Origin of the sequence: Actinomadura sp. NPDC048032 (assembly GCF_040653175.1) — a bacterium.
GTDB classification, from domain to species: domain Bacteria; phylum Actinomycetota; class Actinomycetes; order Streptosporangiales; family Streptosporangiaceae; genus Spirillospora; species Spirillospora verrucosospora.
In genome coordinates, this window is record NZ_JBEZJP010000244.1 from 1 (window position 1) to 11,960 (window position 11,960).

General features: G+C 72.8%; 12 protein-coding genes and 1 pseudogene. 4 read left to right on the forward strand and 9 right to left on the reverse strand.

Annotated features, from left to right (window positions below; all coding sequences use genetic code 11):
* Positions 1–27: 27 nt before the first annotated feature.
* The 5 genes from AB0C69_RS26795 to AB0C69_RS26815 all read right to left on the reverse strand — a co-directional run bounded on the left by AB0C69_RS26795 (position 28) and on the right by AB0C69_RS26815 (position 4,764).
* The gene (locus tag AB0C69_RS26795; RefSeq protein ID WP_360357952.1) at positions 28–1,407 is read right to left on the reverse strand and encodes a hypothetical protein; all 1,380 of its coding nucleotides are present in this window, start codon (positions 1,405–1,407) and stop codon (positions 28–30) included.
* A 101-nt stretch (positions 1,408–1,508) separates the two neighbouring features.
* Positions 1,509–1,889 carry a VOC family protein gene (locus tag AB0C69_RS26800; protein WP_345173687.1) on the reverse strand — a complete coding sequence of 127 codons (381 nt, stop codon included), beginning with the start codon at positions 1,887–1,889 and terminating at the stop codon, positions 1,509–1,511.
* A 49-nt stretch (positions 1,890–1,938) separates the two neighbouring features.
* Positions 1,939–2,691, reverse strand: coding sequence for a helix-turn-helix domain-containing protein (locus tag AB0C69_RS26805; protein WP_360357953.1), 753 nt, complete (start codon positions 2,689–2,691; stop codon positions 1,939–1,941).
* 63 nt (positions 2,692–2,754) lie between these two features.
* A complete protein-coding gene (locus tag AB0C69_RS26810; protein ID WP_360357955.1) occupies positions 2,755–3,615 on the reverse strand; it encodes a DUF3592 domain-containing protein in 861 nt (286 codons plus the stop codon).
* A gap of 54 nt (positions 3,616–3,669) precedes the next feature.
* On the reverse strand, positions 3,670–4,764 hold the full coding sequence (locus tag AB0C69_RS26815) for a hypothetical protein (RefSeq protein WP_360357957.1): 1,095 nt from the start codon (positions 4,762–4,764) through the stop codon (positions 3,670–3,672).
* A gap of 216 nt (positions 4,765–4,980) precedes the next feature.
* Between AB0C69_RS26815 and AB0C69_RS26820 the strand changes: the two genes are divergently transcribed.
* Positions 4,981–5,433 (forward strand): VOC family protein, encoded by a 453-nt coding sequence (locus AB0C69_RS26820; RefSeq protein ID WP_345173679.1) that lies wholly within the window; start codon positions 4,981–4,983, stop codon positions 5,431–5,433.
* A gap of 16 nt (positions 5,434–5,449) precedes the next feature.
* Here AB0C69_RS26820 and AB0C69_RS26825 read toward each other — a convergent pair whose 3' ends face one another.
* A complete protein-coding gene (locus AB0C69_RS26825) occupies positions 5,450–5,941 on the reverse strand; it encodes a hypothetical protein (RefSeq protein WP_360357959.1) in 492 nt (163 codons plus the stop codon).
* 39 nt (positions 5,942–5,980) lie between these two features.
* Here AB0C69_RS26825 and AB0C69_RS26830 point away from each other — a divergent pair, with 39 nt between their 5' ends.
* A complete protein-coding gene (locus AB0C69_RS26830) occupies positions 5,981–6,661 on the forward strand; it encodes an isochorismatase family cysteine hydrolase (RefSeq protein ID WP_360357961.1) in 681 nt (226 codons plus the stop codon).
* Positions 6,662–6,941: 280 nt separating this feature from the next.
* Positions 6,942–7,931, forward strand: coding sequence for a hypothetical protein (locus AB0C69_RS26835; RefSeq protein ID WP_360357963.1), 990 nt, complete (start codon positions 6,942–6,944; stop codon positions 7,929–7,931).
* A 109-nt stretch (positions 7,932–8,040) separates the two neighbouring features.
* Here AB0C69_RS26835 and AB0C69_RS26840 read toward each other — a convergent pair whose 3' ends face one another.
* Positions 8,041–8,985, reverse strand: a complete 945-nt coding sequence (locus tag AB0C69_RS26840) for a helix-turn-helix domain-containing protein (RefSeq protein ID WP_360357967.1) — start codon at positions 8,983–8,985, stop codon at positions 8,041–8,043.
* Positions 8,986–9,390: 405 nt separating this feature from the next.
* Between AB0C69_RS26840 and AB0C69_RS26845 the strand changes: the two genes are divergently transcribed.
* The gene (locus tag AB0C69_RS26845; protein WP_360357965.1) at positions 9,391–10,875 is read left to right on the forward strand and encodes a serine/threonine-protein kinase; all 1,485 of its coding nucleotides are present in this window, start codon (positions 9,391–9,393) and stop codon (positions 10,873–10,875) included.
* Between the two features lie 167 nt (positions 10,876–11,042).
* On the opposite strand, the gene AB0C69_RS26850 is transcribed toward AB0C69_RS26845, so the two are convergent.
* A complete protein-coding gene (locus AB0C69_RS26850) occupies positions 11,043–11,765 on the reverse strand; it encodes an MBL fold metallo-hydrolase (protein WP_353835436.1) in 723 nt (240 codons plus the stop codon).
* Positions 11,762–11,960 (reverse strand): annotated as a pseudogene (locus AB0C69_RS26855) (conjugal transfer protein TrbL); the annotation flags it as partial. The pseudogene AB0C69_RS26855 and the gene AB0C69_RS26850, both read right to left, overlap by 4 nt.

An 11,960-nucleotide genomic window follows, 5' to 3' on the forward strand; every position in this document is an offset into this window, starting at 1 on the left:
CCGCGCGGAGCGGCGACTTCTACACGCTCAGGCCGGGGGACGGCTTCGCGCCCGTCGGGCCCGGCGAGCGGCGCGCGATCGACGTCGACTTCGAGAGGCCAGGGCCAGCACCGGACCCGAACCGGGGAGGTCCCGGACCTCGGCCGGAACCTCCCCGCCGGGCAGCACGCGCGCGACGGGACCGAGGGACCACCCGTCCGCCTCCCTGACCTCGTCCAGCGCCTCGGGCGCCAGCAGCGCGTGGACGCGCCGGGCCACCTCGGCCTCCGGCGTGTCCGCGAGCACGGCGACCTCGTCCACCACCAGGTCCGCGGCCTGCAGGACGTCGGCGTCCAGCACCACCGTGTCGATCCGGTCCAGATGGCGCAGCGCCGCCGGATCGAGGGGCAGCACTCCCCGGCCGGCCAGCCGGGCGGCGAGCTCGGCCGCGAAGACCTCGCGGGCGGCGCGGGGCGCCTTCGACGCCGCCGCGACCCCGACGTCCAGCGCGCGGCGCGCGCTGCCGGTCAGGAGCCCCCCGAGGACGAGACCGCCGAGGCCGACGGAGAGCATCCGGGCCGCGTGGCGTTCCGGCGGCCCGTCGCGCAGGTCGTCGGAACGACCGCCGGAGACGGGGGCGCATCCCGCCCGCTCGGGCGCGCCGGTCAGTTCGGCTTCGGCGATCCGCCACAGCCGGCCGGTGGCGGCGGCCTCGCGGCGCTGCCAGAGCCGCTGCGCCACGTCGACGACGAGCCCCGTCCCGCCGGGCGCGAACGCCTGCGCGGCGGCCTGCGTCAGCGGCAGCCACCGCTCCACCGGCGCACCCGGAACCAGCCGGGCCAGAACGCCGCGCAGGACGGGCACCACGTCCGCGAAGGCCACCAGGCCCGCGACCTCGGACGGCAGCACGGCCCGCCCGAGCACCCGCTGCGCCGCCGTGATCGCGAGCCCCACCAGGTCGGCGCCGAGGACCAGCTCCGTTGGGAGCGCCGCGGATCCCCCAGCCTCCTCGCCCCCCAGGACCGCGTCCAGCGCCTCCACGATCTCCAGGACGGACTCCGGCGAGACTTCCTCCGGCACGTGGACGATCAATCGCCCGAGGGCCGAGTTGACCCGGGCCCAGCGCACGGCGGGAAGCCTTTCGACGGCGTGCTCCAAGGCCTGCGCCTCGGACAGCCTCTCCGCCTTGTGCAGGTGACGCAGCTCGATGTGCAGCCGCTCCGGGTAGGCGTGGACGGTCCGCGCCGGGTGGAGAGCCTGCGCCGCCATGCCTCCGACTCCGCCGAGCGCTCGTCTCGTCTGCCGGATCGGCACGGCCGCCGCCCGGACGCCCAGGGCCCCCGCGTGGTCCGCGGCGCGGACGACGGTTCTCCCGCCCGGGAGACCACCGGCCGCAGCCGCGCCGCGCCGCAGGAGTTCAAGGACCATGACGCTGCCCTAACCCCGGGAGCAGGGCCTAAGCGCGTATCAGACCCTGTTTGCGGAAGTCGGCCGCTCGCATGACCTGGCCGGCGGGTCGCCGGGCCTGATCAGCCGCCGTCGAGCAGGCGGACGATCCAGACGTGGCCGAACGGGTCGCGGAACCGGCCCATGCGGCCGTACGGGTGGTCCTCGATGGGGTAGACCACGGTCGCCCCACCCGCCTCCATGCGGGAGCCGACCGCGTCGGGGTCGGGCACGTCGAGATTGATGATCACGGGTGAGCGGTCGAGGCCCAGAGCGGCCGGCCCGGCGTCGACGGCGTCCTCGTCCTTGAGCGTGAGCTGGACGTCCCCGAGGACCAGCCGGACGTGGACGATCTTCCCGTCCGGTGTCTCGAAGCGTTCGGTCTCCTTGAGGCCGAGCGCCGTCGTGTAGAACTCGACGGCACGGCCCGCGTCGTCGACGACGAGTTTCGGGAAAAGGTTCATGGCCCCATCGTGCGGGCCGCCCGCGTGCCCCGTATTGGACGAATTTCCCTCAGAGCGGCACGTGGTTGGGCTGGTCGGGGGAGCGGGGCCGGTACTCGGTCGGCCGCAGCCCGGCGATGTCGCGGAAGTCGCGGATCAGATGCGACTGGTCGGCGTAACCGCAGGTGAACGCGAGCTCCGCCCAGTCGGCCGGCCGGTCGTACGGGATCCGCCGGAGCGTGCGCTGGAACCGCCGCACGCGGGCGAAGCGCTTGGGCGTCAGGCCGACGCGGTCGTGGAAGAGCCCGATGAGGCGCTTGCGGGTGAAGCCGAGCCGGTCGGTCACCTCGCCGACGGCGGCGCCCCGGTCGAGCGCCGAGATCGCGGCCTCCAGGGCGGGATCGCGGTCCAGATCGCCCGCCTCGAGAAGGACCGACTCCAGGGCGTCCAGGATGTCGGCGGGACCGCCGGCCTCCAGGAGCCGTTCCCGCACCACCGCCCCGGCGCGGCCCCAGAGATCCTCCAGGACGACCAGACCGGGCTCGGGCGGGAAGAAGGGGAACGCGCCGCCGGGCTTGAACGCGACCCACGCGATGGCCCGCTGGTCCTCCGTGTCGATGACGGAGGGGCGGGACGTCGCGCCGAGGACCGCGGCTCCGCCGGCCCCGCCGGTGAACGCGTCGGCGTGCAGGTTGACGAACAGCTGGGCGCAGCCGGTCGGGATGGACTGCTCGCGGACGGCGGGGCCGTGCGACTCGGAATAGCCGAGGCCCGCCACGAACGGATCGAGGGCCGGGTGGAGAGGCCCGCGATGGAACAGCACACCCCCCAGCCTAAAGGCGCGCTCCGCGGCGTCCCAACTCGTTCGGCCGGCCGTCCGCGGGCGTCACAGCATGACCGCTCCCGCGACGGCCGCCGACGCGACGGCGAGAAGGCCCACGACGTTGACGGCGATGTCCGTTCTCAGGGAACGCTGGTCGGCCACGCGGTTCAGGGTGAAGACCGCCGGGTCGGCCGGGGTGTAGTGCACCGTGACCTCCCGGCCCCGCGCGCCGCCCGGGTCCGGGATCTGCTGGGTGCAGTGGGCGGTGACGGCCGCGCCCTCCCGCGTGGTGAACGCCACGACCGGCGTGATGGTGGTGAGGGTGCCGCCGTCCCCGTCGCTGCTGACGTCCTTGAGCACCGCGACGACCCGGCCCTGGACGACGATCATGGAGGCCAGCGCTTCGCGGCGGCGGCGCGTGTCGCGGATGTTCCCGGGCAGGTGGAAGGCGCCGACGACGGCCCACGGCCCGCAGAAGCCGAGCAGCGCCCACGGCCAGCCCCGGTCGATCGCGGCGACGACCACCGCCCCGGCGTAGACCAGGAAGAGCGCGAGGTTCGGCACGACCAGGCCGCGGCCGCCTCGCCGGGGCCGGTCGGTGAACCGGTACGCGTGCGGCCTTCCGCGCGGGTAGTGGACTCCGACCTCGCGGCCCGTCCACGCGGCGGTGATCATCTCGCCCCGGTCACCGTCGTTCGTCACGACGACCTCCCGTCCGCTGGACGGGTCGCGGTAGGAGACGACCACGGGTATCCCGCCCTTCCGGGAGCCGCCGTGCCGGGGCTCCCGCACCTGCTCGATCCGCCCCGTGACCCGGACCGTCCGCTGCGCCCGGGTCATCCCGGCCAGCGACAGCCCGTAGCCGACCAGCGCGACCGTCCCCAGAACCGCGCACCACAGCACCAGGTATCCGTGCCAGCCCATACGTCTTCCTCCTGCCAGTTCAGGAACGGTCTGCCGGACACGCCGCCGCGGGTGTCACCCCACCGGGCTGCGCCGCACCACTTCGCCGCGTCCGTCCGCCTCCATCGAGGCCGTGCCTTCGGAGCCGGTCACGGTGATCCTGATGGTGAGGGAGCCGGTGACGCGGTCGGCGGTGAGCTGCCAGCTCCGCGGCGATTCGACGCCGAGGGTCGTCCTGGCCGCCGTGACCAGGGACGGGATGCGGTCGTAGGGCACGGAACGCAAGTCGAAGTGCGGGGCCTCTTTCCCGGTGGGGAGAAAGACGATCGACAGCAGGCGGTTCTGCACGACGAGGGTGACCGCTCGGCGCCTGTCCTTGCCTTGGGTGAGCGAGTCGACGGCCCGGCGCAGCTCTCCGTCGTCGAGCAGCGACCGGCCCGGGCCGAGGACCATGGTGCTGGACGCCGACGTCACGATGGTGGTCGACGGCGTGGGCGTGGCGAAGACGGACGGCTTCGGGGCGGGCTGCCGCGCGGCGCCGCCCTGGGGGGACAGGTCGGCACGGAAGAGCAGGACCACCGCGGCGGCGCCGAGCAGCAGGCCGAAGAGCGTGGCGAAACCGGCGGCGGCGCCCTCCGGGGGGTCGCTCACCATGGCGGGCCCGGGCGCGGAGTCGATGCGCGCGCCGGCCGCCCGTTCCTCCCACTCGGGCGTCGGCCGCTTGACGATCCTCACCTGCCATGGCCGGTCCGGCGCGTACTCGACCACCACGACGCTCTGCGGCCGGTAGTCGGGGAGGTCGGCGATGTGGACGTCCTGCCTGATCTCGACGCGGTACGCCGGCGCACCGTCCGGCGCGACCGTGAGATCGAAGCGCACCGGGACGTCGGTCTCCTCGCCCTTGACGGCCTCCCGGCTCTCGATCAACGCCAGCGCAGTGCAGGGCGCGACGGACGCGTCCCGGAGGCGCCGCGGCACACCGGCGAGGAAGACGAGCAGGCCGTAGACCGCGGGCGCCGCCAGACCCGTGACGAACAGCGGCACCCTCTCGATGACGATGCCGGCGACGAGGGCGGCCAGCGACGTCCCCAGCACGCCGCCCGTCAGGAACCCCCGGGCGAGGTCGACGGGAGCCCGGTGCGGGGGCGGCGTCGCGGCCGTGATCGTCATACGGGCGATTCTGTCGGTTTCGGGCGCCGCCCGACAGGTCCTTCTTCAGTTGGCGGGAATTTGACGGATTCCGCGCCGGGTCCATAGTCCCGGGGGCGGCGCTCCGCCGCCGGGACTATGGACAATTCCTATTGCCGTCCAGGCGTGGCAGCCGTTCCGGAGGGACGCGCACCCCGGCTCGGGGACAGGTGGTACCTGCGACATGGAGGAATCCGAATGCCGGACCAAGGCGACCTTCCGGCGCCGAGCCAGGGGCTCGTGCTCACGCATTTCCTGACCGTCCGGGACGTGGCGGTCTCCAGGCGGTTCTACGCGGACGTCCTCGGCGGTGAGGTGGTGCTCCCGGAGAACCCGGCCATCGTGAAGGTGGCCAACACCTGGATCATCATGAACCCCGGAGGCGGCCCGACGCCGGACAAGCCCGACGTCGTCCTGAGGCCGCCCGAGCCCGGGGACCCCGTGTCGGCCTTCATGAACGTCCGGGTCGCCGACATCGAAGCGTTCCACGCGGCGGCCACCGCCCGGGGGGCGCGGTTCCTGACCGAGCCCCTGGACCGCAAGGCGGAGATCCGCTGCTACATGCGCGACCCGGACGGCTATCTCATCGAGGTCGGGCAGGCCACGGGCATGCTCCACGGCGTCTTCGCCGACCGTCCCGCGCCCGGCTAGGACGCCGGCCGAGGCCTCACGGCGCGGAGGCGCCGCCGTCTCGCGCGGGGGCCAACAGGCCGCGGGCGCGCTCATACTCGGCGGCCATCTCCGGCGTGGCGAGGAAGTCGTCGAGATCGGCGGAGACCTCGTGGTCGACGTCCTCGATGGAGCGGATGGCGAGTTCGTAGAGCTCGCCGCGCCGGCCCTTCTCCAGGTAGCTCTGCCAGTGCCCGAGCGCGCTGACGGCGGTGAGGACTCCGATGTCCAGATCGTCGTCGACGAGGATGCCGTCATGGATCGTCGTCAGCGCCTCCAGCAGCTCGGCGGCGCTGATCGTCCGGACGTTCGCGCAGGCGGCGGCGAGTGCCGCCCGGGCGTCGTCGTCGAGTTCGTCCTCGGCCGCACCGCTGAGCAGCTCCGGCCGCACCAGACGGGTGACCGTCTCCTCTCCGAAAGCGCGAACGTCCTCCTCGGCGGCTTCGGTGACCAGTCGGAGAATGGAGGCCTCAAGCTCGCTGTAGTTCACGCCCGCAGCCTAGGGCTGCCGGAGGTCGAGGAGGGGCCGATGCCGTCGGAGAACGAGGCGCGGCGGCACGAGTGGCGGATCGAGGCCCGGGAGTACGCCCGCCACGAACGCCGCCGCGGTCGCCGGTTCGCGTTCACGCACCTCGTTCCCGCCCGTACGGCCCTGGTGGTGCTCGACATGGTGCCGTTCTTCGTGTCCGCCAACCCTTACTGCCGGGGGATCGTGCCCGACATCCGCCGGCTCGCCGACGCCCTGCGGGCCGCAGGCGGCACGGTCGCCTGGGTCCTGCCCGCGGTGGGCGAACGCACGGCGGTGGGCGACGAGTTCTTCGGACCGGAAGCGGCCGAGGCGTACCGTACCGCCGGCGGCACCGGGCCGATGGCCGAGCGCCTGTGGCGCGGCCTCGCGGTCCGTGCCGACGATCTGCTGGTGGAGAAGTCGGCGGCCAGCGCCTTCTTTCCGGGGCGGTGCCCCCTTCCAGGTCTGCTGGAGGAGCGCGGGGTCGACACGGTCCTGATCACCGGCACCGTCACCAACGTGTGCTGCGAGTCCTCCGCGCGCGATGCGAGCACCCTCGGGTTCCGGGTCATCATGGTCGCCGACGCCAACGCGGCGCGCCGCGACCAGGACCACAACGCCACCCTGCACACCGTCTACCGGTCCTTCGGCGACGTGCGCCCGACGTCCGAGGTGCTCGACATGATCGAAGCGAACTCCTAGCGCGCCACCCGTCCGTTCGGAGCGTCGGCCCGGGCGGTGGAGAGACGGCGTATTCCCGCGGTCCTGCGGCCCCGAAGCGCGCGTTGCCCTTCTCGTTCCTTTCCGGACAGTACGTAGTGTCCAGATCAATCTTGTTCTCGGAACGTTCGTGACCAGGTCACGGACGAACACAAACGGAGGAAAGATGAGTACTGACGAATTCGGTCAGGCGTCCCATGTGGGCTCGCACATTAATCTGCTGAGAGATTTATCGGGGGTCGGCGGTGTAGGCCCTGGCACGGTGGACGCCATTGTGGTTCCCACGGTCGCTCCACACCGCGTGGGGCCTGTGATCGCCTTGGCGGAGGCGTTGAAGTGCACGATCGTCCTGTTGTGCAGCACATCCGTGCAGTCGCGGGAGATCAAGACGAGGTACGCGCTGCCCCCGAACGCACTTTGCCTGACGGTCCCGCCAGGGCACAGTCACCCGCTGCTCGACTTCGAGCGGCGAGCGATGGAGAAGCATACGGACATCGCGTTGAAGAGGAACATCGGCCTTCTCCTGGCCCGCCTGTGCGGCTGGCGGACGATCCTCTTCCTGGATGATGACATACGAGGCATGGAGCCTTCGCTGATCCGGAGGGCCGCCGCTCTGACCGAGCAGTATCGGGTGGTGGGATTTCAAGTTCCCGATTTTCCGGATAATTCAGTTGTATGTCATGCCAACCGGGTTTCCGGGGGAGCGCAGTCGACCTTCATGGGAGGCAACGCGCTCCTCGTCGACACGCGTCGCGCGGACACGTACTTCCCCGCGATCTACAACGAGGACTGGCTGTTCATGTACGACGCGGTCGCCGATCGCTCCGCGGGCGTCGCGGGGAGGCTGTGGCAGCTGCCGTACGATCCGTTCAGCCGGAACGCCGCAACGGAGGAGTTCGGCGAGCTCATCGCCGAAGGCCTGGTCCGGGCTCTGCACTCCGGCGCGGACGTGACCACGCTCTACTTCTGGATGGACGCGATCAAGAAGCGCTCGCGTTTCATCGAGGAAGTGGGGGACCGCCTGCGCGGGGCTGCTCCCGTGGGGGACGAGCGATCTCCGGATCGCGACCGGATCCTGCGGCGCCTCGACGAGGCGAAGAAGCGTCTCCTGGAGATCTCCCCGCTCGGCTGCCTGTCGTTCTACCGCACCTGGCGGGGGAACGTGGGCATCTGGCAGCGGCAGCTCCTGGACCTTCCCACCTCCCTCACCTCTCAGGAGGCGATTCGCTACCTGCGGCTGTCGAGCGAGTAGGTCTCGCCGGCGGAGGGGAGGGACGAGATAGCACGTGTCCGACAAGGCCCGGCCGTCCGCGGCCGGGCCCGACCCAACCCGACCGGTCCAGGGGCCTGAGGCCCCGGGACTACCGGCGGTCCCCTGCCAGGGAGGCGCCCTCGGCATCTCCGTCCCCCGCCACCGCCGCCTGCCGGTAGTCGCTGGGGGAGGTGGCGTAGGCGGCGCGGAAGGCACGGGTGAAGGCCGAATGGTGGGTGAAACCCCAGCGGGCGGCGATCTCGTGGACCGGCACCCCGTGCTGAGCCGGGTCGGCCAGGTCCCGGCGGGCGCGCTCCAGGCGTTCGCGGCGGATCAGTGCGCCGACGGTGACGTCCTCGTCCTGGAAGAGACGGTACAGATGGCTCGTCGAGATGTGGTGCGCGGCCGCGACGACTGACGGGGTCAGCTCGGCATCGTGCAGGTTCCGAGCGACGAAGGAGCGGATGCTCAGAGTCAGGGTCCGCCGGTGGGCCTCGGGGGAGAGGTCGCGGTCGGCGTCGAGGGTGTGGGCGAACAGGGCCGAGACCAGATCGGTCAGGACGGCGCCGAGCCGGGGGCCGTCGGTGGCCAGGTAGGCGGCGGTGTCGGTGCTGAGGCGGGTGAGGAAGCCGCCCAGTAACGCTCCGACGCCCTCCCGTGCCGACAGCGGCCGGCCGATCGCGCGATCGGCGCTCCTGCGCGGAAGCGCCAGGACGTCCCGGGGAATCTCCACGCCCACGCACCTGACGGACTGGTCACGCCGCCCGACCTGGACCGTGCAGGGTCGCCAGGAGTTCTGGCCGTGCAGGTCGTAGGGACGGTATTCCGCATCCCGGTCGTCCCAGCTGGCGCGTGCCACCCCTTCGACGACGAGGGTGAGGTTGTACGTCCCGGGGTCGGAGTGCCTGATGAGTTTCGCCGTCCGCCGGGACAGCAGCGGCTGGACGGTGGACGGCCACACGGTCACCGCGCCGAGTTGCAGGATGCGCTGGTGAGCGCGGAAATCCGCGGCATATTCGCTGCTCAGGTCCACGGGGGCGTGCGTACGCCCCATCCATTCCCGCCAGCGGTCGAATCGTTCGGCCGGGGGGAAGTCCTCGGTTCTGTACACCGTTTCGATCACTGGCTTCCCCAAGTCCGCTCGTTATGGCCATGAGGTTACTGGTCGCTTCTCGCGCGGGCGCCCTTCGGAGCCGTGGACGCCGCGCCCATGCCCCGCCGCGCGGGCCGGTCGAGCGCGGCGCGGATCCGCGAACAGTGTCAAAGAATCGTGGAGGCATCGTCAAAGACGAGCGGAAGCAATTCAGGCATGATGGCGGGAACATGAGTGGGCCGCCCGCGCTCCCCGCGACTCACCTCCTTCGAAAGGGCCACTGGCAGAAACCGCACCGGTTCGCTTCGGTCGGGAGACGTCCCATGATCGGGTGCGGATGGCGAACGACGGAAGATGAGGACTGCGGTGGACGCTCTACGGCCCGGGGACCCTCGTGCGATCGGCCGGTACGCGCTGTCGGCCCGCCTCGGCGCCGGGGGAATGGGGCAGGTGTTCCTCGGTTCGTCTCCCGGAGGCCGGCCGGTCGCCGTGAAGCTGGTCCATCCGGGTCTCGCCGCTGACGCCGAGTTCCGCCGGCGGTTCAAGCGCGAGGTGGAGGCCGCGCGCCAGGTAGGCGGCTTCCACACCGCCCCCGTCGTCGACGCGGATCCCGACGCGGAGATCCCATGGCTGGTCACGGCGTACGTGCCCGGGCCCTCGCTCGCCGCCGCGGTCGCCGACCACGGTCCGTTCCCGCCGGTCTCGGTACTCGCCCTGGGGGCGGGGCTGGCGGAGGCCCTGGAGGCCGTCCACCGCGCCGGCGTCGTCCACCGCGATCTCAAGCCCTCGAACGTCCTGCTCGCCGCCGACGGGCCGCGGGTCATCGACTTCGGCATCGCGAGGGCGGTCGACGCCTCCGGCGTCACCGCCCTCGCGGGGACCCCCGGCTTCATGGCGCCGGAGCTGATCTCGGAGGGCACGCTCACCCCGGCGTGCGACGTGTTCGCCCTGGGCGCCGTTCTCGCCTACGCCCTGGGAGTCCGCCCGTTCGGGGAAGGACCGGTGGAGGCGCTGACCTATCGGGTGGTGCACAAGGCGCCCGCTCTGGACGCTCTGCCCGCTCCGCTGAAGGGCGTCGTGGCGGACTGCCTCGCCAAGGACCCCGCCGCCCGCCCGAACCCGGCGGAACTGGTGGGAGTCCTCTCCTCGGCCGGTGAGGGCGGTGCGTGGCTTCCCCCTCCCGTGCAGGACATGCTGACGCGGTATCACGTCACCGGCGCCACCACCCTCCCGCCGGTGAACGCCGCGACGGACGCCTTCGAGGACGACCGATCCCGGACCACTCCGCTGCCCGACCGCCACGGGTCCGTGCGGTTCGAGGCCAGTGTCGCTCCCGTGATCCTCGCGCTCGTCGGACACGCGCTCCGCCTCGTCGCGGGGATCGCTCTCGGCCTGGTGACCGTGATCACCGCGGCCGGCTCGGTCGGCTCGGCCGGCGTGTTCTTCGCGCTGCTGCTCGCGATCATGTCCGTGCTGACCTTCTGGCTCGTGCGCGAGCCCGCGGTGTGGACGCTCCCCCTCCTGAACGCGCTCTGGAGGCCCGGTGAACTGACGGTCGGCGCCGAGGGCCTCGAACTCCGGTACGGCGGCCGCCGGGTCCATTACGGGTGGCACGAGATCGGCCGGGTCGTGGTGCGGCGCGCGAAGCCGGCCGGGTGGGCGGTCTGCGTCTTCCCGCTGCCGGGGACGCCCTTGCCGGCGGCTCGGGGGCCGCGGACGCCGTTGTGCTACCTGGACAAGGGAAGCGGCTGGATCGTGGTCGTACCCGTCCACCGGCTCAAGGGCTCCCGCAAGGAGATCGAGATGACTCTCGCCAGGTACGCGGGCTCCCGGTGGGGAGGCAACGCCTGACCCCTCCGGCGCCGGCGCGCCGCCGGCCGGCCTCGGGCCACCCGCCCGGCGAGGGCCCGGGCGGGCGGCCTGCCCGTGAGATGGCGGTCCGCGAGCCGCCGGGTCCCGCCCAGCCCGATCATGCCGTCCGCACATCCGGTTCCGTCCCGCCCGCCGTTCCCGGACGGTCAGGCGATCAGTCTCAGGCCGGGGACCGCCAGCGTCAGGGGGCCGTCGTAGGACTCGCGAGCCTCCCGCAAGGCGGCCATGGGGTCCGCCCAGGGCCGCAGGTGGGTGAGGACGAGGTGGGCGGCGCCCGCCTCCCTGGCCAGGCGTGCCGCCTGCGCCGGGGTGAGGTGGGCGGCGGCGGAGCCGGGGGTGCCGACGGCCGCCGCCGCCTCGCAGAGCAGGACGTCCGTTCCCCGGGCCAGTTCCAGGAGCTTGGCGCATTCGCCGGAATCGCCGGAGTAGGTGAGGCTCGCGGATCCGGCGGTGACCCGGACGGCCTGCGCCGGCACCGAGTGCCGCACCGGAGCCGTCTCGATCGTCAGCGGCCCGAGCCCGGACGGCCCCGCGGGCGGCTTTCGCCAGTCGAGGGCCCGCGCGTAGCCGGACGGGGCGGCGACGTGCGCCTCGGTGCCCGCCGGGGCGATCACCGGCAGCCGGGCCGTGGTGCCCCTGCGGTCCCGCAGGTAGGCGAGGGGCACCAGGTCCGAGCAGTGGTCGCGGTGCCGGTGGCTGATGACCACGGCGTCGATCGCGCACGGGTCGGCGAAGCGCTGCAGCGGTCCGAGCGCGCCCGTCCCGGCGTCCAGCAGGAGCCGGAAGCCGTCGTGTTCCAGCAGATAGCAGGAGCAGGCGGCCTCCGGCCCCGGGACGGTGCCCGCGCAGCCGACGACGGTCAGGATCACGGCAGGACGCGGGCCACGAGGTCGGCGACGGCGCCCTCGGCGCAGGGGCCCACCACCACGTCGGCGGCGGCCCGGACGGTCTCGGCGCCGGGCCCGCCGGCGGCGCCGAGACCGGCGGGCGGGGGGGGGGGCGGGTGGGGCGGGGTGTGGCCCCTCGCCCCGACCCCGGGGGGGGGCCCGCCGCGGGGGGGCGCC

Coding starts and splice junctions, on each gene's coding strand:
- AB0C69_RS26795 (WP_360357952.1), bottom strand. CDS start 1,407: ATGGTCCTTGAACTCCTGCGGCGCGGCGCGGCTGCGGCCGGTGGTCTC.
- AB0C69_RS26800 (WP_345173687.1), bottom strand. CDS start 1,889: ATGAACCTTTTCCCGAAACTCGTCGTCGACGACGCGGGCCGTGCCGTC.
- AB0C69_RS26810 (WP_360357955.1), bottom strand. CDS start 3,615: ATGGGCTGGCACGGATACCTGGTGCTGTGGTGCGCGGTTCTGGGGACG.
- AB0C69_RS26815 (WP_360357957.1), bottom strand. CDS start 4,764: ATGACGATCACGGCCGCGACGCCGCCCCCGCACCGGGCTCCCGTCGAC.
- AB0C69_RS26820 (WP_345173679.1), top strand. CDS start 4,981: ATGCCGGACCAAGGCGACCTTCCGGCGCCGAGCCAGGGGCTCGTGCTC.
- AB0C69_RS26830 (WP_360357961.1), top strand. CDS start 5,981: ATGCCGTCGGAGAACGAGGCGCGGCGGCACGAGTGGCGGATCGAGGCC.
- AB0C69_RS26840 (WP_360357967.1), bottom strand. CDS start 8,985: ATGGGGCGTACGCACGCCCCCGTGGACCTGAGCAGCGAATATGCCGCG.